We start from the raw sequence: 21,404 nt of genomic DNA on the forward strand, positions 1-21,404 counted from the left end.
ACTCAAGAGCAGACTGTTATCCCACTATTTGATTGGGCAACTCAAATCACCCACTCTTGCTATGAAATTGGGCTAAGCTGACCACCACATTTAGTACATCTGCGTAAGTCCTGTAAGAGATCAACAGTCAAATTCGTCGCCTAATAGCGGTAGGGGCATAGCATTCGGGCAAAAATCTTTGGACTATTCCAGGGTCTACCTGCCGAATGCCACGCCCTTACAGATACTCGCTAAAGAAATTAAGGGCGTTATTCTCTCATCAAGAATAACGCCCTTAATTAGTGGACAGCAGATTGTTCTAACAAGCTTACTTGATAGAAACTTTGCCGCCTGCTTCTTCGATCTGCTTCTTAGCGTCTTCCGCTGCTTCTTTAGCGATCGCTTCCTTCACAGGCTTGGGTGCAGCCTCGACTAGATCCTTGGCTTCTTTCAAGCCTAGACCTGTTAAAGTCCGTACCACCTTAAGAATTGCAATCTTCTTATCCGCAGGGACTTCTTCCAAAATTACATCGAATTCGGTCTTTTCTTCGACCTCTTCAGCCGGAGCTGCAGCAGCCGGAGCTGCCATTGCAAAACCACCCATAGGGGCAGCAGCCGTGACACCAAAGGCTTCTTCAATTTGCTTCACTAGATCAGCCGCTTCTAGCAAGGTTAGCGACTTAAGCTTCTCAAGAATCTCATCAGTCGTAGCAGACATAGAATTACTCCAATGTTTAGTTTCTATCTTGGTCTAAAGGTTTAGCTTGAGCTCTTACAGTCTGAATTTTGAAGAATATTCAGAACCTAAAGGATGACTAAGCCGCTTCTTGGTCTTGGTCTTTGTCCTTGTCTGCAACCGCTTGCAAAACGCGAGCCAAAGACGCAGGAACTTCGTTGATACCTGTAGCAAGCTTGGTTGCAACCGCGTTGATCGCACCAGCCACTTGACCCATCAGTTGTTCCTTCGATGGCAGATCTCCGATCGCCTTCACATCGGCTTCGCTGAGGGCGCGTCCCTCCATCACTCCACCACGGATGGTGGTCTTCTTAGAGGCTTTTTGGAAATCCTGGTAAGCTTTAATCGCTCCACCAATATCATCCTTAACCAGCAGGAACGCAGAGGATTCTTTACAGAACTCCGTAATCGGCTCCCAGCTCGCATCACCATCTACAGCGAATCGCATCAGCGTATTTTTGGTGACCGTACAGGATGTCCCTGTCGGACGCAGTCGGTTCCGCAAATCCGTGATTTCAGCAACAGACAACCCTTTGTAGTCAATGACGAGCGCCAGTTGAGACTGGCTCAACTCATCTTTGAGTTCGGCTACAATTGCCTGCTTATTCTCCAGTGTTCTACCCATACATCTCTCACCTCCTGAATCGGGTACAAACGACCAAACCTGCTGCCCTTTCCAATTTCCTAGATAAAGCCTTACAAGCCAAAAACCCCGGACATTTAGCCGGGGCTCTCTCAGCTTTTCGATTTCTGCAACCCCCTCTCTACAAAAAGGTTTCAGAAACCGAAAAACTGGGAAAAACCTCGGCAGGACAATTAAGCTTCTAGCACCTGCTGTCTCTGGCTTTAACTATTCAATTGAAGAATTGGGCAATAAACCTTTGCTTTTCTAGAATAATCAATTCTAGAAGATACAGCCTAGCTTCCAGAATAGCGTGAATTGCCTAAGCCACATCCCCTAATTTTAGATCGCGCAAAGCGTTCACATCAATCTGAATGGATGGTCCCATTGTGGCAGACACATACACAGATCTCCAGTAGCGACCTTTAGCACCAGATGGACGGTTGCGGTCGATCGTCTCTTGCAGCGCTTTTAGGTTGGTTAGCAGGTCTTCTGGTGTAAAGGTGGCTTTGCCAAACATGACATGGACAATTCCAGTGCGGTCGGCGCGGAACTCTAGTTTTCCGGCTTTGAATTCGGCGATCGCTTGCGTCACATCAAACGTTACCGTACCACCCTTTGGAGAAGGCATTAAACCGCGAGGACCTAACAATCTACCCAACTTGGCGACTTGAGGCATCATGTCTGGCGTTGCCACCAGTACGTCAAAATCCATCATGCCCTTCTGGATCTCATCAATCAGTTCCTCAGAGCCAGACAAATCAGCACCAGAATTTGTTGCCTCTGTTACCTTTTCACCTCTAGCAATCACCGCCACCCGAATCGTTTGTCCGGTTCCTTTGGGCAGCGCTACAGTAGTCCGCAATTGCTGGTCGGTGTACTTTGGGTCAATCCCCAAGCGAATGTGGGCCTCAGCCGACTCAGGAAACTTAGCAGTCGCCGTCTCCTTGAGCAATGTCAAAGCTTCTAGAGGCTCATAAGGACGATCTTCAACCTTCTTTTGAAGTTCCTGCAACCGACGCGATAACTTCTTTGCCATTCTTTCCATCCTTGGGGTGCTAACGAGTTTAACTCTCCCCCACTAAACGTTTACATTCGACAAGTTCACCGAGATGAACTCTTATTCCTTAATCGTTACACCCATATTTCGAGCAGTGCCTTCGACGATCTTCATTGCCGCCTCAATGTCATTTGCATTCAGGTCAGGCATCTTGGCTTGAGCAATTTCTTGCAATTGTGCTCGGGTTAGAGAACCTACTTTCTTCTTATTGGGCTCACCTGAACCTCGCTCGATTCCCGCTGCCTTACGAATCAGTACAGACGCAGGAGGAGTCTTCAGAATGAACGTGAAACTGCGATCTTCGAAGACAGAAATTTCTACGGGAACAACCAAACCCACCTGATCAGCAGTGCGGGCGTTGTATTCCTTACAAAACATCATGATATTGACCCCATGCTGACCCAGCGCGGGACCAATCGGAGGAGCAGGGTTTGCCTTCCCTGCCGTAATCGCTAACTTAATGACCGCAACAACCTTTTTTGCCATTGACCTGCTAACTCTGTTTTTGAACCTGATTGAATTCCAACTCTACGGGCGTATCTCGACCAAAGATTGAGAGCAAAGCTTTGAGCTTACTACGCTCTGGGCTAACTTCAATCACTTCCCCTTCAAAATCTTTGAAAGGACCAGACAGCACCAAGATCTTGTCTCCCGCTGCCATGTCAATTTTGACAATTGGCTTTTGCTCTTGAGCCTGCTTAAAGATTCGCTCTACTTCTGAAGCACCCAAAGGCATCGGTTTGACATGCCCTCTTCCTCTTCCATAGCGGCGCTTCTGTTCAGCCCCAACAAAGTTAATCACATTGGGTGTGTTCTTAACGACCTGCCAGGTATCATCATCCATCACCATACGGATCAAGACATAGCCTGGAAACACTTTTTCCGCCGTTTCCTTTGGCTTGCCGCCTTTCTGCGGTTTCAGAATCGGCGTTTGAGGAATTTCGATCTGGACGATGCGGTTTGCCACATCCAGGGTTTCGATCCGTTGTTCCAGGTTCATCTTTACTCGCTTTTCACAGCCAGAAGCAACCTGAACGGCATACCAACGAGCCGATCGCTCAAGCTCAATGGCACCTTCCTCTTCTTCGGGTGAAAACACGTTGTCTGATTCGTCTGATGCAAAAGTCATTAAAATACCTTTCCAGCAGCCCAACTGAAGAAATTGTCAACAAAGTAAATGAGGCTGGCAGAGAGCGTCACCATAAGGATGACTGCCAAAGATTCACTGATTAGCTGCTGGCGACTAGGCCAAACAACTTTATCTAGCTCCTCCTTAGTCCCTTGTAAAAAACTATTGACACTAAAGCCAGCAGATGTCTCCTGCGCTTCTGTCTCGTCTTTCTTTGCCACAGTCCTGATTCCCTCTTGGTGCGAGTCGGAATAGCTAAGTCAAAACTGCGAAGCAACCCAAACTGGATGCCGCAGTTCGCTACAAACCACCCAAACAATTAGTCTACTCGAAAACTACAACTTTTGCAGGCTTTGTCTAAGAACGGTTCGGCGCTGCCAAATTCCGAAATCGCGTGAATTGAGGTTCAAATAACAGTTTGACAGTGCCAACCGGCCCATTTCGATGTTTGGTAATAATAATTTCAGCAACTCCCCGATCAGGCGTATCAGGATTGTAGTACTCGTCGCGGTAAAGCATGATGATCAGGTCAGCATCCTGCTCGATTGAGCCACTTTCCCGCAGGTCCGACATCATTGGGCGCTTATTTGTACGGGATTCAACCCCACGACTAAGCTGAGACAGCGCGATGACCGGAACACTTAGCTCACGGGCCAATCCTTTTAACGCGCGTGTGACCCTAGACAACTCCTGCACCCGGTTCTCGCTGCCGCTGCCTTCCATAAGCTGCAAGTAGTCAATCAGAATCAAGCCCAATGCTCCACCTTGCTCCGCCTGAAGCCGTCGAGCCTTTGAGCGCATTTCCGTGACCGAAATGTTAGGCGTATCGTCAATGAACACGGGAAGCTGGGACAAGGCACTGATGGCGTGTCCCAAAGGTTCCCATTCGTTTTGACTAATTCGACCTGCCCGCAGTCTGCCGCTTTCGATTTCTACCTCACTTGAAAGCAGACGATAGACTAGCTGCTCTTTTGACATCTCCAAACTGAAGACGGCTACAGGCATTTTGTGAAAAGCAGCAATATTCCGCGCAATATTGAGAACAAAAGAGGTTTTTCCCATTGAGGGACGACCAGCAGCAATGATTAAATCAGAACGCTGGAACCCCTGAGTCATAGCATCTAGATCGTAAAAGCCACATGGAATTCCCGGCAGCACCATGCCAAGGGAGCGACTTTCAATATCTGAGAAGGTCGAGGTCAGGATGTCGGCAGTTGCAACGAGGCTTTGTTGCGGACGCGACTGGGTAATACCAAAGATCTTTTGCTCTGACTGGTCTAGAACTTTCTCTAGTGGCGTATCAGTTTCGTAGCCTAATTGAGCAACTTCGCCACCGACCTGAATCAATTTGCGTCTCAGGTACTTATCAGTAACCAGTTGAGCATATTGGTCGATATTAACTGCACTAATCGTCCGGTCTACAAGCTGTGCCAGCCTGCTTTGTCCACCAATTTTATCTAGTACGCCGTGATCGTACAGCCAACTCGTAACACTCATTAGATCAGTAGGCCTGCCCTGCCCATGAAGAGCTAGAGCAGACCGATAAATTTCTTGATGAGCGCTGATGTAGAAGGCTTCAGGGCGGAGAAGCTCTGCGACTCGTCCGATCGCCTCTGGATCTAGCAGCACCCCTCCCAGGATTGCCTCCTCTGCATCAATATTTTGAGGCGGTAGGCGATCGCTATAAGCCTGAAAATTAAGCTCTTGAACCATAACGATAACGAACCTGGGAAGGAGAGCAAGTTACAAGTCACTGAGGCGAAACCTGAATTTCAACGACTGCTGTAACTTCAGGATGCAGCTTGATATCTACTTTATAAGAACCAGTTTTGTGAATGTCTGGAACAGTAATTCCACGCCGATCGATCTCTTGACCCGTCGTTTCCTGGATGACTTCCGCTAATTCCCGATCAGTCACGGTGCCAAAAATAGCATCCTTTTCACCGACCTGCTTGAGAATCGTGAAGCGCCCGACCTTTTCCAACGCTGTCTTTTGAGTTTCGGCTTCACTCTTCAATTCTAAAAGCCTTTGCCGCTCTGCCTCGCGTCGCCGCTCTACTTGCTTAAGGATGCCCGGAGTTGTGCGAACTGCAGCTCCAGTGGGGATCAAGTAATTCCGAGCATATCCAGGTGCCACCTCTACGAGGTCGCCAGCCCTACCGAGTTTACTGACATCCTGATTTAGGACTAGTTGAATGCGTTTCGCCATGATCTTTTTTATTTTTAACTTGTGCGTGCCAGGCTGAGAGTTTCAGTTGATTAGCGACCAAAAGCCAGAATGCCACTATTACAGACTGTCTAAGAAATTGCTCTGTGCAAATCACTTAGACGCATTCGACAGCAGCCTATCACCTATCGCCCAGAATTTCCTTCAAGCTCATTCCTGAAGAAGTACATTCTGAAAGGAAGCAGCCTTGCGAATTATATCGATTCTAGCCAGACACATTATCCTAACGAAACGAGTGGAGCGATCGCAAGCTACTAGCTCCACTAAAATTCCGCGAAAGTTTGCGACAAATCCCTCAAGCTAGGCTTCAGCAAGGATAATTAGCCCTCAAGGTTGAGTCTTTAGAACTGATCTTTCATGCCTCTCAATCGAGCAAAGGTTTTTACAGCATCTTGACTCTTCACGGCGGACTGTAAAGCAGGCTGATCCCAGCGTAGGAAGGGATTTGTTAGCTTTTCTACCCCTAACGTAGAGGGAACTGTTGCCTCTGAACGACTACGCATCTTTTCAACCTGCTCAATTCGCTGTCGCAGACCTAGATTTTGTCCATCTACAGTCAAAGCAAACTGTAGATTCTTCAGAGTGTACTCGTGAGCACACCAAACACGAGTGTTGTCAGGCAGCGATCGCAACTTCTCAAGGGAATTCAGCATTTGACTCGGTGTTCCCTCAAATAGCCTGCCACAGCCTCCAGCAAACAGCGTATCTCCACAAAATAGCTCCCCAGGGGCTTCTGGTGTCTCTGGTGGGAAATAGTAGGCGATATGCGCTCTCGTGTGTCCAGGAACGAAGAAAATCTCAGCCTGTTGCTCTGCGAAGGAAATGCGATCGCCCTCCTGCAAAAACACCTGCTGTCCAGGAATTCTGCCTCGATCATGCGCTCCTCCATAAACGACAGCATCAGGGAATTGGTTGAGAAGCTGCACATTTCCACCGACGTGATCCTTGTGATGGTGGGTGTTTAGAATAGCCACCAACTCTGACTTCAAATTGTTTAAACAATCCAGTACTGGCTGAGCTTCTGCTGGATCTACCACAGCAGCTATCCGACTATTAGGGTCATGTAGCAAAAACGTGTAGTTGTCCTGCAACATAGCCAGTTGATGAATGTGCATATCTACTCTCCTAGAATCAAAAGCTTTTAAGCCCTACCTCTGAGCTTAGAGATTTTGTGCAAAATCAAGACTCTGAACGGCAGAAAACGCAAAACTCAACTGAACGCTTCTAGTAGCTACTACTTTTACTAGTTGATTGAAAAAGTGGCTGCGAAGCTGGCTTGGCTTTCATCAACTCTTCATTAATTTCTCATCGGAGCTTTGCCCAACTGCTAACTGTTTGAAAAGAGAATGATTCTAGACCCACTTAAAAGTCTAGTCAGGGAAAAACTGACTCATCTACTAAATTAGGGCACAAACTCCATGATGTGGACCGTTCAGATCAGATCAAACTTAACCATTAGGCAACTTGTTGACAGCATTACTACATCGGGCAAGATGAGTCGCCAAGATCATCTTCGTCTTACCTCCGCCATCTTGTCAGACAATGAAATCACAGAAGAGGAACGCCGTCAGATTAACCGGACGTTTGATTACATTCAGACGGGGCGTCTGAAATTGGTTGACTAACAATACTTACAGGATTATGATCCGGTGGGTGCCTAAAATAGGCTTCTGAGTTGAATAAATTCTGAGAAGGAGTGTGATAGCTTCAATCGAGTTTGTCGCCACTCAATCTACAGTCCATCACTTCTATAAGGTCAGTTTTTTTTAGTTTTTTTTAGAGTCCAAGATTAGCCCTCTAAAAACGGCAAGTGAATGGTCGAACCTCAGAAGCAAGCTTGAATTTTACTTTACTCGCAATCTGCTAGTAGTCAACAGTTCTAAGAGAGGAAGGGTTCTTGCGCTAGCGACAATAGACTTACGCAAGCATCAGCTTTACGTATTGAACTTGGACTTGGAGAAACTAGCTATTTTACGACCGATTCTTCAGCTTCAAGGAATTTATACAGGCTGTTCTTTACTTAAATAGCTATCTCATTCAATCCGAATCTAAGAGTAGTGAATTCTCAACGTAATGAAGCAGTCGAAAGTTTCACTGGTTGTTAGTGACTTATCTCAAAGTGGAGCCGGTAGATGGGGTGGAGCTGTTCGCACTTTTCTACTGGCTCAAGCCCTCCAAAAACTTGGATATGAGGTCGAGATTGTAGGCTTCGTTTTTGGAGATGTCTCCGACACTGTTGTTTCCACTGAGTTTTCAATTACTACGGTCTGTGGCAAAAACTATCCTGGATTTGTCACTTCAATGGAACAAGTTTTATCAAAAATCAGTGGAGATATTGTTTACGCTATCAAACCAAAGCCAACTAGTTTTGGTACAGCCTTGCTAAAAAAGTTACGCTCTCGCTGCCCAGTTATTCTTGATATCGATGACTGGGAGTTGAGCTGGTACGGGGGTGAACAGTGGAGATATCGACCACAACCAAAACAATTTTTTAGGGACATCCTCAAATCTGATGGGGCACTCAGACAACCCGATCATCCCCTCTACTTGAAGTGGATAGAAAACTTTGTCAACTATGCAGATGCTGTGACAATCCACACTCAGTTCCTTCAAAAGCGCTTTGGCGGTACATACGTTCCTAACGGGAAAGATACTTCACTATTTGACCCTCAACAGCACAACCCCGAAAACAGCCGAATTCGCTTAAATCTTGCAGACTATCGTGTCTTGATGTTTCCTGGGGCACCTCGTCCGTACAAAGGACTTGAAGATGTCTTAATGGCACTTGATTACTTGAATGAGCCAGACTTAAGGCTAGTTATTGTAGGCGGTAGTCCCTATGATGACTACGATGATAAGCTGATCCAAAAATGGGGACGTTGGATTATTAAGTTACCTAAGATTCCTCACCAAGCAATGCCTGAAGTAATTGCTGCAGCTCATGTTGTGGTTGTTCCACAACGTGACACACCTGCGGCTCAGGCTCAATTTCCACTGAAGTTAACGGATGGAATGGCAATGGCAAAACCCGTACTAGCTACTCGAGTTGGGGACATTGCTGAAATTCTAGGAGGCACGGGCTATCTAGTTGAACCTGACTCTCCCAAGCAGATTGCTGAGCAGATTCAGTACATTTTCCAAAATATGGAGGAGGCAAACAATCGAGGACACCAAGCAAGAGCAAGATGCGTAGAACATTACAGTATTGATTCAATGTCCACCATACTCTCAGATGTCATTAAATCTATAGCTTAATAAAGGTATCGGCCCATATTTTACTCTGGCAAATTAATACTTAGTTAGCATGAAAAGTTTAGAAGCTGATGAATTAGAAAGTGTTAATTTTAGGAATTGTAGTAATCAGGTTACGAAGTGTTTGTTCGACAGGAAGTGTGTAAATGTCCTCCCATAAATTACTTCTGAAATTTGCAAAGCGGCACCCTGGCTGGATCATCATAAGTATAGCGTTAGGTTTCTCCGGCGCGCTTTTTAATGGAATTAGTACCATTTTAATCGTGCCGATTCTGCTGAATTTCTTGGGCTTAAACCTCCCTGAAGAGGAATTAACTGGAGGAGGCTCTCCTGGGCTTGTTGAGGGGCTTCTAGCGCCATTTAATAACCTTCCAGAAGAATCTCGTATATACGCTATGACCGGGGCTATTCTGCTAACTCTTCTCTTAAAAAACTTAGCAAGCTATTTGAGTACGTTATCAAACGGTCACCTATCAAGACTATTAACGAATAGCTTAAGAAGAGAAGGATTACGAATACTTTTAGAGGTCAACTTAGATTTTTATGCTCAGATGAGAATTGGGGATTTGATTAATCGTATAGGACAAGAGATTAATCGAACGGCTCAATCCATTAAGATTTCAATTAATATTTTAACTATCGTATTAACAATTCTAGTTTTTATCGGATTGCTAATACGGATATCCTGGCAACTTACTTTAGCCTCGACTGGTCTATTGCTTCTAGTCGGTCTGGCAAATCAATTTTCTATTGTTCGCGCTAAGTTTTTTGGAAAAGCACTGGCACAGAATTCAAGAGATTACTCCAACGCACTGCTAGATGTCTTAACTGGCATCAGGTTAATTAAAGCCACTTCCAATGAAGAGCAAGAATATCAAAGAGTAGAGCATCTAATTCTTGAAAGAGAGAGAGCTGAGTTTAAATCTCAAGCAAACAATGCTGCTGTTCCACCCATCAATGAAATGAGCGGAATTGTAGCTGTACTCTCCATCGTCTTATTAAGTCGTGTTTTTTTTGCAGAGCAAGTTGGCTCTTTCTCGGTTTACACGATGTCAACTTATCTTTTTGTTTTATTTCGGTTAATGCCGATTATTGGACAATTAAATGGTGCTCGCAATTCTTACGCAAACGCAATTGCTAGTGTCGATCTAGTTGATGATTTTTTAAGGCGTGACAATAAAAACTTTATTATTAATGGAGTCATCCCTTATTCACATTTAGTGAAGGGAATAAGTTTTGAGAATGTTTCGTTCAAATATCCTGAACATGAAAATTTAGTTCTTAATGGTATTAACCTTTGGATTCCTAAGGGAACAACTCTCGCCTTAGTTGGTGCGTCAGGTGCCGGTAAATCAACTGTCGCAGATCTACTGCCGAGGTTTTACGATACAGTTGAAGGCTCTATTAAAATAGATGGTACAGACATAAGAGATTATGATGTCCGCACACTAAGAAGGGCGATGGGCATTGTCAGCCAAGATACTTTTCTCTTTAATGATTCTGTTCGTAACAATATCGCTTACGCGCGATCAAACGTGACAGAAGATGAAATTATTGAGGCTGCCAAGCGGGCAAATGCTTATGAATTTATTTTGCGCCTACCTCAAGGCTTAGATACTCAGCTTGGCGATCGTGGCGTACTACTCTCAGGTGGGCAACGCCAGCGACTTGCGATCGCTAGGGCTCTACTTCAAAACCCAGAGATCTTGATTTTAGATGAAGCAACAAGCGCGTTGGATTCAGTTTCAGAGCGTTTAGTTCAAGAAGCAATCGATGATTTAAGTCGCGATCGCACAACCCTAGTCATCGCTCACCGCCTCTCTACAGTTCGTAAGGCAGATCAAATTGCGGTGATGGAGAAGGGGCAAGTTGTGGAATTGGGCAATCACGAAGAATTGATGCAGACAAGCGGTTATTACGCGAGGCTCTGTGCCATGCAGTTTGCTGAGAAATCTCAAATGTCAGGGCTCTCTGATCGAAAAGCGATCGCCAAAACATCCTACGAAATTCGGACCCGCCTGAACACAATGATTGGTTCTCTAAGGCTACTGGTTGACGGCATGTTAGATACTCCGGAAGAAGAAACCGAATTGACCGAAGAAGCGTATTACTCAGCTCTCAACCTTCTGAAGAGCTTAGAATCCTTCGAGACAGGGATTCAAAGCCCAGAAGAGCTTGAAGTCGCCCGATAAATATAAACAAATGTCGGCACTTGGGATAAGATGACGAGGCACACGTGAAACAGCAACCTGATTGGGAAAGTCCGGTGCGAGTCCGGCGCTGTGCCGCAACTGTAAACTAAAGGATAAAAAGCACTTTTATTCTTTAGAAGCCAGAACGCCAATCCGCTGCTTATTCACTCTATTTCCTGCGCTGCACAGGAAAGGGAGTTTAACGATGACTATTTCGACAGACAACACTCTGTCTCCAACAAGCGCTGCAAATTCTAAAATAGGCACACCCTTCGATGCCGATGTGGACCTCGATCAGTCAATCGTGCTGCCTCCGTTACCCCTCAACCGCCCACTATTACTAGTTGGACATGGCAGTCGCGATGCAGATGGAAGGAAAAGCCTATTGGATTTTGCCACTGCTTATCAAGCGCTTGATGTTTCTCGACCAGTCTTTCCTTGTTTCCTGGAACTCACTGAACCCTCGATTCAACAAAGCTTAGACCAATGCGTGGAGCAGGGCTATACCGATCTTTCGGTGCTGCCTGTGCTGCTGTTTGCAGCTCGACACAACAAATTTGACGTTACCAACGAACTGGATCGCGCTCGACAGCGACATCCTCAACTTAACTTCCATTACGGTCGCCATTTTGGGATTACCCCTGGAATTTTAGAGCTATGGCGATCGCGTCTAGAGCAGCTTGATCAAGCCGACCAAAACCCCCAAGAAATCTCTCGCGCTGATACAGTACTGCTGTTTGTAGGACGTGGCTCCAGCGATCCTGATGCAAATGGCGATGTTGCGAAACTAGCGCGAATAGTGTGGGAGGGGAGCGGATATCAAACGGTTGAGACCTGTTTTATTGGAATTACTCACCCCCGCTTAGAAGAAGGTTTTCGCCGTGCGCTACTGTATCAACCTAAGCGAATTATTGTGCTGCCTTACTTTCTGTTTACTGGTTTATTAGTCAAAAAGATCTTTGACACCACCATACAGCAGCAAGAGCAGCATCCTGAAGTTTCGATGGTTTGTCTACCAGAAATGGGGTTGCATCCTCAGTTATTTTCGGTATTGAGAGAACGAGAAATCGAAACTCAGTTAGGGCAAGTACAGATGAACTGCGAAATGTGCAAGTTTCGCCTAGCCGCGACCGCGCAAATGGGAGAACATGAGCTACCTCATCAGCATGAGCATGATCACCATCACCATCACGGTCATGAGCATGGACATAGTCACCCCGATGTAGATCCTTACGCCGACCCAGAGCAGTATCATCAAAGGATTTGGCAAGCCCCTTAGAATTGCGTCTGAATATTATGTCTGAATCCCAAGAATTTACAGTGGGCGATCGCGTTCGAGTGGTTGCCCTTCCGCCTTACGTTAAAACTGCTGAACCCATGCCGATGCTGCGTCCTCCCAACGTCATCAGCCTAGGTGAAGAAGGAATTGTTATTAACCGGCGTCCTGGAGGGTTTTGGAGCGTTCGCTTTTCTCAAGGAATGTTTCTAATGGATACCCAGTATCTTGAATTAGCGTCTGCTTCGTCTAATTCCTCCACTCCAGACGAACACATTCTTGAGCATCCTTCAGATTAAAGCCAGGATTTAAGAATCAAATCATAATGTCCACCCTGCTCTGAGGGATACCAGCCCGACTCAATCTTCTGGATGATATCAGGTAGGGCTTTGATGAATTTGGGCTGGCGGTCGATGGGATGAAGTGTCCATGCCTTAGGAGAGCCGAGTACAGCACGAATGTAACTGTCTCTTCTAAACGGCGTGACACCATGACTTCCCAAGAACCTAGTGCTCCTTTGTTAAAGATATAATTTACAAACGTTTGAATATCTGTTGGCAAGCTATCCATAAATTTGCACTTGTAAGTCTTCCATAGAACTTTTAGCGGAAGAAGCTGGTCAAAGCGATTGCGGCTAATTAAGTAGGCTCGACTACTAAAGAATTTGACTTGATAAAAGCCATTAGGATCTGAGCTGAAGGGCACTCTTTAGTAAAGGGAGCCATCTTTTGCAGGCGGACCAGTCAAAGGTCTAATTCTACAACTTGCGGATTTTTTGCAGCAGTTTAATACCTTCTTCAATCCAGTTGTAATAAGGTTCTTGATGAAACAGCATATCATTGTCTATACGAAGCAAATAATCACTTTCAACTACTTCAATAGCAAAAAGAGAACCTAAGATTGGATAGCCTTTGTAGTTATGAGTCTGCCTAATTTGCCGACCAAAATGCTTTTGATAAACTTTTCTATGAAGGTTTTCTGAATAATCAATGTCAACAACTTTATCAACAACATCTGAATCTAACAGTTGATTACAATAGTTGCATAATTGCTCCATTGTGCCGAGGTCTGAACGATTTACTTTGTCACCCGATAAGGGCGCAGTATCAACCGCTAGCAACCGTTGGTAAACGGGAAATTGCATACTCTTACTTGATGTGGAATAGTATGCATCATAAACGGAACATCAGTCCGAGCGACCATGATTGATAGTGAACAGTTGGAAGATGTCATTACACCTTTCTCAACTTTCGAGGTATTAGGTCTAGATTTTGCAAACCAATAAGCTGTAGAAGTCCCTAAGGTAATGTTCCGAACTTTAGGCTTTTCAATTGCTGTAGCTTTTGACTGTCATACGGATGGCTCTAAGTTAGCACTCACAACCAGTTCAGAATGTGAGTTGTAAAGGGAGATTAAAATTAAGTTGCGAATTCAAAGGAATCCCTTAAAGTTAGCTGTTTGGTATTTTGCATCAGATACCCGCAAAAGCCTGGATATCTAACTTATTCCCATGTTTGGGTCGTTAATAAAACGGCTACAAGTATAAAACCCGCTTTCGCGGGTTTCTAAACCTTGATAAATTGCAGAGTTCATTAGGCAGACCTGGCTATTAGGCGCGATGTCAAATCTATGCTCAAGAAGCAGCGGGAGTTGCAACTTGATCAATGGCGATCACCGGACCCACCAGCGAGACATAAGGTTCTGCAAAATGTTGACGAGCTACCGCTTGCAACGTTTCAGCCGTAACGTTAGCTGCTTCAATCTGAAACTGCTGATCAAACTCAACGCCCAAGCCCAAGATTTCGTACCAGCCAAATATTTGAGCAATTTGGGCATTGGTCTGTTTGCCTAAGGCATATTGACCGAGCAGTTTGTTCTTAGCTGACTGCAACTCTTCTGGAGTTAGCTGGGTAATGCAAAGTCGCTCAACTTCTTGGCGCAAACCATCCAAGGCGATCGCCGCATTGTCAGGAGCCGTACCCATATATACAACAAACTGAGATGCATCCAGTCGAGTAGGGTAAAAGGCAGATACCTCGTAGGCTAGACCTCGCTTTTCACGCAATTCCACAAATAGTCGGCTGGACAACCCATTACCTAAGTAAGTGTTCAGCAACTTTAAAGCGACATATTCAGGACTATGCACTGCAGCAGCAAGATAGCCCAGCATGACAATCGCTTGCTGCGTATCTTGAGTAGAGATAACTTGTTTAGGATGGGAAGTAATGGCAGGTAACGTTAGAGCCGGAAGCAGAATTTTTCCTTCGGGCGTTGTAGGTACCTGCCAATCGCCAAATATCTGATCTACTAGAGCGATCGCATCTTCGGGCGCAATTCGCCCAGCAATGCTGACTACAAAATTATCAGGACGGAAATAGGTTTGGTGATACCGCTGCAAATCTTCTCGGCTGATCTGGGCAACAGTTTCTTCAGTTCCCAGGCTAGGCAGCGCATAAGGATGCTGCTGATACATCGCCTGCCGCAGTTGCTTTTGGGCGATTGAGAAAGGCTGCTCTTGCATCGAACGGATGCCCTGTAGGGTGAGACGGCGCTCAAGTTCGACTTCAGCTTCAGGCAGGCTGGGCGATCGCAGCAGTTGAGCCGCCAGTTCTAGCATTTCAGCAAAGTCAGCTGAGACGGTTTTGAGGCTAAGCAGGCAATAATCTGCAGTAGCATCTGCCCCCAACCCTGCACCAACTGACTCAACCCGTTCAGCGATTTCTAGTGAGGAAAGGTTGCCTGTCCCTTTCGTTAAAACTGATGTTAGCAGATGGGATAGTCCTGCTTGCTCCAGTGGTTCATATCGACCGCCAGCCTGGACAAAAATGCGGGCAGAGACAATATCGGCAGCCGAGTTTTCTACTGCTAGCACAACCAGCCCATTGTCCAGGACAGCACGGTGAACCTGGCGATTTTCTAGCAGTTGGGCAGCACTCAAATTTACAGACATGCATATCCTCAAATAAGGTTAAATAAATCCAACGTTGGTGCAAGTGACAGAGAAATGGGCAAATAAACCTGACTGACGTACGAGCAACAGCTTACTCTACGTCGGGATTTACTGAGATAGCTACAGCGGCTTGAGTATCGTTGCGGCGTAGTGATAAGGCGAAAGGTATTGACTAGCAAGCTGCTGCAACTCTTCAGCCTGAAGGGTTTGAATCTGGTTAGGGTAGTTCACTGCTATTTCCGCTTGGGCGATGGTGTTGTAGTACCCGTATAGACCTGCCAACTGAATTGCTGTCTCGGTCGAGAAGGCGTAATCGTTGCACAGCAACCGTTTGTATCGGGTCAATTCAGCCTCAGAAATGGGAGTGGTAGTCAGCTCAGAGAGGCGATCGCCAATCAGCGCTTCTACGCGATCGACATCTCCCGGCGCTAACCAGGCGCTAATCGTAAATAGGCTCGAATCCCGCTGGAGCGAAAATTCGCTACCGATCGCTTGCACCAACTGCCGCTCTTCACGCAATTCTCTAACTAACCGAGAAGACCTGCTACCAGCCAGCAACACTGAAAGCAAATCTAGCCCATAGGCATCTCTCAACTGATCCACACCGGGGCCAATCCATGCCATCATCAGCCTCGCTTGCTCTAGTCGAGGCAGATAAAGCTCTTGTCGGCGAATTTCAGTAATCGGTGGCTCTGCATCGGCGATCGCCACAGGACAATTTGGACGAGACGGAAACTGGCTAAATGCTTGATTCACCAAGTCCAAAGCTTGCGCTTCAGCAACGTTGCCCACCACTACTACCGTCATATTTTCAGGTTGGTAGTGGGCGCGATGAAAACAGCGCATTTCCTCGGGCGATCGCTGCATTAACCCCGCCTCATCTCCCAGCACTGGACGACCGTAAGGATGCGACTGATAGACACTCTCAATCAAGGCTTGAAACGCTAACCAGTCAGGATCATCATTCGCCTGACGAATTTCTTCTAAAACAACGTCACGCTCCCGCACAAACTCGTCTTCAGGAATCGCCGCATTCAGCAGCAGTTCCGCTAAACAGGGCAGCGTTTCTTCCAGATGGGGCGCAGTCGTGTTAATGAAATAATGGGCATAATCGTGACTGGTCGCAGCATTTGTCATCCCACCACGATCTTCAATCACTTGATCAAACTGCCCTGGCAGCAGGCGATCGGTGCCCTTAAAGACCATGTGTTCGAGGAAATGTGCCATCCCAGTCCAGGGTTCTGGCTCAGCGATCGCCCCCGCCCTCACCCACACATCAACCGCAACCACCGATGTCGTGGGAATATTTTGATGAATCACCGTCAAGCCATTGTCCAACCTGGAGAGATGCGCTGGAAAATGCGGCGGAACGCTGTTAGTTGTCAATAGTGCAGACCAGTCCTCTCAACTCAAATCCTGACCAAAAGTTTAGTATTTGACCTATCCTAGCGTTTTCTCCCATCCCTTTTAGAGTAAAAGGTGTTATGCATTACTTCCAGATGTGGGCACCTTAGAGAAGACTTTGCAGTTTAGCCGCTTTCTCCTTGACTTAAGCCAAGATTATGAATACCCAAAGCTCAGAGACACTTGAAAAAATCCGCCAGCAGTTTGAGAACTCTCCCTATCCCAGAACCCCCCTAGATCACTCTCCCAAGAATGACAAAAACTTTAACCAGCTTTTTCTGCACAACCTAGCAACACCCTACTATCTTCGCAATCAGCAGGTCATTCAAACAGAGGGTAAAGTCATTCTGGATGCAGGCTGCGGCAGTGGTTACAAGAGTCTAGTTTTGGCCGAAGCAAACCCAGGAGCAAAAATTGTCGGTATTGATCTGTCTGAACAGTCTGTCAAACTTGCCCAGGAGCGCTTGCATCATCACGGCTTTGGTGACAACACTGAATTTCATACCCTCTTGATCGAAGACCTGCCAAAGCTGGGACTAGAGTTTGACTATATTAGTTGCGATGAAGTGCTTTATCTTTTACCTGACCCGGCAGCGGGTTTGGCAAGTCTAAAATCTGTGCTGAAACCCACAGGAATCATTCGCTCTAACCTTCACAACTACTTGCAGCGGCAAGGATATTTTCGGGCGCAGGAAGTATTCAGGCTAATGGGTCTCACCGAAGATAACCCCGGTGAACTGGAAGTCGGGCTGGTCGTAGAAACGATGAAAGCACTCAAGGATCAGGTGCAGTTGAGGACAATCGCTTGGCGACCTGATTATGAAGAACGCGAACAGACCATTCTGATGAATTTCCTCTTGCAGAGTGACAAAGGCTATGGCATTCCTGAGCTATTTGAAGCGTTGAGAACAGCAGATTTAGAGTTCATTTCAATGCTCAACTGGCGGCAATGGGAGTTAAACGACCTATTTAAGAATCCTGATGACTTACCCGCATTTTTAGCGATGAGCTTACCCGAAGCCTCAGTCGAAGAGCGACTGCATCTGTTTAACCTGATTCACCCCGTCCATCGGCTGATCGACTTCTGGTGTGGTCATCCTGAGCAAGCTACCTCTGCCCAACCTGTCGCCACTTGGAGCCAGAAGGATTGGCTTAACGCTCGTGTACATCTACATCCTCAACTGAAACAGCCAAAAGTAAAGGAAACCCTAATTCGCTGTGCCAATGAGCAGAAACCGTTTGAAATTAGTCAATACATTCCAATCCCAACGGTAAGTCCCGTATTTGCAGAGAGTGACATTGCTGCCTGCTGTTTGCTGCCACTCTGGGAGGACTCACAGCCCATCGGGGCTCTGGTAGAACGCTGGCTCAAATTGCGTCCCTATGACCTAATTACGTTAGAGCTGACCAGTAAAGCAACTGCCTTTGAGCAGGTCAGGCAACTGCTGAGTAAGCTGGAGGTTTTCCTTTATATCCTGGTTGAGCAGATAAGTTAAACGGTTAGGAATGTAACGAAAAAAATTTCTTGGTAGGGGTGATATGAAACTGCTCTAGGGTGGGCAAGTTATAGCCAGGAGTTAGAAATCCAAATATCCCGCAACTCAAGGAGAAACGTTTCATGAAGACTGAACTTAAAGCAAAGTTTTTGCAGCACCTACTCAACAAGAAAAAAGATGATCAAGGTTTCACCCTGATTGAACTGCTGGTTGTAATCATCATCATCGGTATTCTGGCTGCAATCGCTCTGCCTTCCTTCCTCAACCAGGCAAACAAAGCCCGCGAATCTGAAGCTAAGTCTTATGTCGGCTCTATGAACCGGGGTCAACAGGCTTACTACCTGGAGCGCGAAGAATTTGTTGGAGAAGAGGCAGAAGCATTTGCAAATCTTGGTTTAGGAATCGCGACTGCAACTAACAACTATTCCTATTTCGTCTCGGGTGGCGGTGAAGGTAAAGAGTTCGCCACTAACCAAGCTCAGCCTGCTAAAGGGGCCGCTGCTACTGTCCGTGCATATGTTGGTGGCGTTTCAATAGCTGAGGTTAAAGATACCGGAGAAGCGACAACACTAGCTGTTCTATGTCAAGCACTTAAGGCACCTGTAAACGAAGGTGCAACAGGTGATGACGCATTAAACGGTAGACTGACGGGTGATACTAAAGAGGACTGCGCAAACATAGGTGAGTACGAAGACATCAAGTAGTCGCGCTCAACTTTAGGATACTTCGATTCCTTCAGCTTTGAATATTCTTATGGAGCAAGTAGATTCAACCCTGCCTGCTCCATTTTCGTTTAAACCTGAGTCAAGGGCTTACCCTTGCGATACCCCTATAAATTCCTCTCTATGAATGTTGAATCCTCTGCTTTGAGTTCCTCTGCTCAACAACAGCAAGCCTATCAAGCTCTAGTACAAGGCAATTACACCAAGGCTGCTAGTTTGTTTGAGCAGTTGATTGATATTGAACCAGAGGTTCGCTTGAACTACTGGTATCTGGGTCTATCGATGCTACTTCAGGGGCAGGAAGTAGAGGCGCAAACAACCTGGATGCTGGCACTGTCTGAGGGTGAACCAGAGCAGATTGAGCAGTGGTCTGCCGAGCTTGCTACAGTTTTGCAGGTGGAGGCGGAGCGGCAAGAGCAGTTAGAGGAGAATGCGCTTGCCTGGACAATTCGGCAACATTTGCGCGAGGTGAATCCAGGGAATGCAGAAAATCTGCTCAAGATTCTTCAGCTTTCGGTGAAGCTCAAAACGTTTAACAACGAAACACTGGTGGGTTCAGGAATCATTGATTTGTTGCGATCACACCCCGTTGAGCTTGACCTCAGTTTGCTCTACCAGACTATTACAGATATCTTGAACTATGCCCCATTAGAACCCGCTGTCCTTGAATTTCTGGAAGTTTGCTCACCGCCTGCTCCTTATGCCCAAGGTTTTATTGATACGCTGATTCCTCCTGCTGTGAAGCTAGCTTATAGCGAAGGGCAACCGCTTCTAGCGGCCCGTTTGATGGAGTTGTGCCTGCGTCTAGATCCTCAGCATCTAGAAGTGCTGAAGCAACTTTCAGCGTTTTATCAAAGTGCCCATCAGTTTGAAAAAGGCATTGAAACTGCCCGAATTTGCTACAGGTTTTCCAAAACTTTACCTGACCAAATTTATGCTTCTTACCTAATTCTTCGGGGCTTGATGCTGGCAGGAGGACGATGGGAAGAGGCGGAATCAATTATTCAGCAACAGGAAGAGTTGGTGCGATCGCTGCTTCAAGAAAACCCTACCTCATTCAAGCAAATTGAAGCACGACGGTTGGTTGGCACCCTTTTCTCTCAGCCCTATTTTCGGGACGATTTAGCGCAAAATCGGCTGATGCAAAATCAGGTGATGCGCCTACTTCAAGACAATGTGGAGCAATATGCATTTAGTTACGTTGAGCAATTTCGTCAACGCACTGTTGCAAAGTCCGTTTCTTCTCCAAAGAAACGCCTAAAGATCGGCTATCTTTCCCACTGTTTCAAAACTCACTCAGTGGGTTGGCTTGCCCGTTGGTTGCTGAAGCACCACGACCGTGAGCAGTTTGAGATACACGCTTACTTTATTGGATATAAATCTCAAGGCTTTGATCCGTTGCAGGAATGGTATGTCAAACAGGTCGAACACGCTCATAAGCTACCTGCTGAGAGTTTTGCGATCGCCCAACAAATTCATCAAGACGAAATTGACATTCTGATCGACTTGGATAGCATCACGCTAGACACGACCTGCGAAATCATGGCGCTGAAGCCTGCTCCTGTGCAAGCAACTTGGTTGGGCTGGGATGCAAGTGGAATACCTGCGATCGACTACTTCATTGCTGATCCTTATGTGTTGCCCGATTCTGCTCAAGCGCACTATTCCGAAAAAATTTGGCGATTGCCTCAAACCTATATTGCTGTAGACGGATTTGAGATTGGAATTCCCTCACTGCAACGTGATGACCTGGGTATTGCGGATGATGCTGTCGTTTACCTGAGTGCTCAAAGGGGACACAAGCGCCATCCCGATACCGTTCGACTGCAAATGCAGATTGTTAAAGCTGTGCCCAATAGCTACTTTCTGATCAAAGGCTTGTCTGATGCAGACGCTATTCAAAAGCTGTTTGTGCAGATTGCAGCAGAGGAAGGAGTTGAGCGAAGTCGCTTGCGATTTTTGCCAGAAGCCCCTTCTGAATCAGTTCACCGGGCTAATTTGGCGATCGCTGATGTGGTACTCGACACCTACCCCTACAATGGCGCAACTACGACGCTGGAAACTCTTTGGATGGGAATTCCTCTTGTTACGCGAGTCGGTGAACAGTTTGCCGCCCGCAATAGCTACACGATGATGGTAAACGCTGGAATCACCGAAGGAATCGCCTGGACAGATGAGGAGTATGTAGAGTGGGGCATTCGATTAGGTACCGATACCACTTTGAGACAAACAGTGAAATGGAACCTGTGGCGATCGCGGCAAATTGCTCCCTTATGGAATGCAAAACAGTTTACTCGTGATATGGAAAACGCCTATCAACAAATGTGGAGTAATTTTATTAGTTCCAATTGATATTCTT

The 21,404-nt window shown here is 46.3% G+C and carries 21 protein-coding genes, 1 riboswitch and 1 other annotated feature; of the genes, 8 read left to right on the forward strand and 13 right to left on the reverse strand.

Annotated elements, in window-relative coordinates; all coding sequences use genetic code 11:
- Positions 1 to 307: 307 nt before the first annotated feature.
- The 9 genes from rplL to gloB form a co-directional block, all read right to left on the reverse strand.
- Positions 308 to 697, reverse strand: coding sequence for a 50S ribosomal protein L7/L12 (gene rplL / locus H6F93_RS20455; protein WP_190641743.1), 390 nt, complete (start codon positions 695 to 697; stop codon positions 308 to 310).
- A 97-nt stretch (positions 698 to 794) separates the two neighbouring features.
- Complete coding sequence (gene rplJ / locus H6F93_RS20460) at positions 795 to 1,340, reverse strand: 50S ribosomal protein L10 (protein WP_190641744.1); 546 nt, start codon at positions 1,338 to 1,340, stop codon at positions 795 to 797.
- Between the two features lie 152 nt (positions 1,341 to 1,492).
- Positions 1,493 to 1,577, reverse strand: a sequence feature (ribosomal protein L10 leader region).
- Between the two features lie 82 nt (positions 1,578 to 1,659).
- A complete protein-coding gene (rplA, locus tag H6F93_RS20465) occupies positions 1,660 to 2,376 on the reverse strand; it encodes a 50S ribosomal protein L1 (RefSeq protein WP_190684617.1) in 717 nt (238 codons plus the stop codon).
- Positions 2,377 to 2,457: 81 nt separating this feature from the next.
- Positions 2,458 to 2,883, reverse strand: a complete 426-nt coding sequence (rplK, locus tag H6F93_RS20470; RefSeq protein ID WP_190641746.1) for a 50S ribosomal protein L11 — start codon at positions 2,881 to 2,883, stop codon at positions 2,458 to 2,460.
- Positions 2,884 to 2,890: 7 nt separating this feature from the next.
- Positions 2,891 to 3,526, reverse strand: a complete 636-nt coding sequence (nusG, locus tag H6F93_RS20475) for a transcription termination/antitermination protein NusG (RefSeq protein WP_190641747.1) — start codon at positions 3,524 to 3,526, stop codon at positions 2,891 to 2,893.
- Positions 3,526 to 3,747 (reverse strand): preprotein translocase subunit SecE, encoded by a 222-nt coding sequence (gene secE / locus H6F93_RS20480; RefSeq protein ID WP_190641748.1) that lies wholly within the window; start codon positions 3,745 to 3,747, stop codon positions 3,526 to 3,528. The genes nusG and secE overlap by 1 nt, the downstream gene beginning before the upstream one ends.
- A 136-nt stretch (positions 3,748 to 3,883) precedes the next feature.
- Entirely contained in the window at positions 3,884 to 5,239 is a 1,356-nt protein-coding gene (gene dnaB, locus H6F93_RS20485) for a replicative DNA helicase (protein WP_190684620.1), read from the reverse strand.
- A 37-nt stretch (positions 5,240 to 5,276) separates the two neighbouring features.
- On the reverse strand, positions 5,277 to 5,735 hold the full coding sequence (gene rplI, locus H6F93_RS20490; RefSeq protein WP_190684623.1) for a 50S ribosomal protein L9: 459 nt from the start codon (positions 5,733 to 5,735) through the stop codon (positions 5,277 to 5,279).
- Positions 5,736 to 6,094: 359 nt separating this feature from the next.
- A complete protein-coding gene (gene gloB, locus H6F93_RS20495; protein WP_190684627.1) occupies positions 6,095 to 6,868 on the reverse strand; it encodes a hydroxyacylglutathione hydrolase in 774 nt (257 codons plus the stop codon).
- Between the two features lie 303 nt (positions 6,869 to 7,171).
- Here gloB and H6F93_RS20500 point away from each other — a divergent pair, with 303 nt between their 5' ends.
- From H6F93_RS20500 to sipA, 5 genes are all read left to right on the forward strand, one after another.
- Positions 7,172 to 7,378 carry a hypothetical protein gene (locus H6F93_RS20500; RefSeq protein WP_190641752.1) on the forward strand — a complete coding sequence of 69 codons (207 nt, stop codon included), beginning with the start codon at positions 7,172 to 7,174 and terminating at the stop codon, positions 7,376 to 7,378.
- Between the two features lie 448 nt (positions 7,379 to 7,826).
- A complete protein-coding gene (locus H6F93_RS20505) occupies positions 7,827 to 9,008 on the forward strand; it encodes a glycosyltransferase (protein WP_190641753.1) in 1,182 nt (393 codons plus the stop codon).
- A gap of 143 nt (positions 9,009 to 9,151) precedes the next feature.
- The gene (locus H6F93_RS20510) at positions 9,152 to 11,197 is read left to right on the forward strand and encodes an ABC transporter ATP-binding protein (RefSeq protein WP_190641754.1); all 2,046 of its coding nucleotides are present in this window, start codon (positions 9,152 to 9,154) and stop codon (positions 11,195 to 11,197) included.
- Positions 11,198 to 11,236: 39 nt separating this feature from the next.
- A riboswitch (adenosylcobalamin (AdoCbl) riboswitch) is annotated at positions 11,237 to 11,399 on the forward strand.
- A gap of 3 nt (positions 11,400 to 11,402) precedes the next feature.
- Positions 11,403 to 12,476: a sirohydrochlorin chelatase gene (locus tag H6F93_RS20515; protein WP_190684631.1), complete on the forward strand. Its 1,074-nt coding sequence runs from the start codon at positions 11,403 to 11,405 to the stop codon at positions 12,474 to 12,476.
- A 17-nt stretch (positions 12,477 to 12,493) separates the two neighbouring features.
- On the forward strand, positions 12,494 to 12,772 hold the full coding sequence (sipA, locus tag H6F93_RS20520; RefSeq protein ID WP_190684634.1) for a regulatory protein SipA: 279 nt from the start codon (positions 12,494 to 12,496) through the stop codon (positions 12,770 to 12,772).
- On the opposite strand, the gene H6F93_RS35870 is transcribed toward sipA, so the two are convergent.
- The 4 genes from H6F93_RS35870 to H6F93_RS20535 all read right to left on the reverse strand — a co-directional run bounded on the left by H6F93_RS35870 (position 12,769) and on the right by H6F93_RS20535 (position 16,809).
- Entirely contained in the window at positions 12,769 to 12,975 is a 207-nt protein-coding gene (locus H6F93_RS35870) for a hypothetical protein (RefSeq protein WP_199313858.1), read from the reverse strand. The genes sipA and H6F93_RS35870 overlap by 4 nt on opposite strands.
- A 255-nt stretch (positions 12,976 to 13,230) precedes the next feature.
- A complete protein-coding gene (locus H6F93_RS35875; protein WP_199313859.1) occupies positions 13,231 to 13,617 on the reverse strand; it encodes a hypothetical protein in 387 nt (128 codons plus the stop codon).
- A 489-nt stretch (positions 13,618 to 14,106) separates the two neighbouring features.
- Entirely contained in the window at positions 14,107 to 15,423 is a 1,317-nt protein-coding gene (locus tag H6F93_RS20530; RefSeq protein WP_190684637.1) for a M16 family metallopeptidase, read from the reverse strand.
- Positions 15,424 to 15,543: 120 nt separating this feature from the next.
- Positions 15,544 to 16,809 carry a M16 family metallopeptidase gene (locus H6F93_RS20535; protein ID WP_190684640.1) on the reverse strand — a complete coding sequence of 422 codons (1,266 nt, stop codon included), beginning with the start codon at positions 16,807 to 16,809 and terminating at the stop codon, positions 15,544 to 15,546.
- A 176-nt stretch (positions 16,810 to 16,985) separates the two neighbouring features.
- Between H6F93_RS20535 and H6F93_RS20540 the strand changes: the two genes are divergently transcribed.
- From H6F93_RS20540 to H6F93_RS20550, 3 genes are all read left to right on the forward strand, one after another.
- Entirely contained in the window at positions 16,986 to 18,323 is a 1,338-nt protein-coding gene (locus H6F93_RS20540) for a class I SAM-dependent methyltransferase (RefSeq protein ID WP_190684643.1), read from the forward strand.
- A 122-nt stretch (positions 18,324 to 18,445) separates the two neighbouring features.
- Positions 18,446 to 19,027, forward strand: coding sequence for a type IV pilin-like G/H family protein (locus H6F93_RS20545; RefSeq protein ID WP_190684648.1), 582 nt, complete (start codon positions 18,446 to 18,448; stop codon positions 19,025 to 19,027).
- Positions 19,028 to 19,168: 141 nt separating this feature from the next.
- Positions 19,169 to 21,397: an O-linked N-acetylglucosamine transferase, SPINDLY family protein gene (locus tag H6F93_RS20550; RefSeq protein ID WP_190684651.1), complete on the forward strand. Its 2,229-nt coding sequence runs from the start codon at positions 19,169 to 19,171 to the stop codon at positions 21,395 to 21,397.
- Positions 21,398 to 21,404 lie beyond the last annotated feature (7 nt).

Source organism: Leptolyngbya sp. FACHB-671 (assembly GCF_014695745.1).
Classification (GTDB): domain Bacteria; phylum Cyanobacteriota; class Cyanobacteriia; order Elainellales; family Elainellaceae; genus JAAUTN01.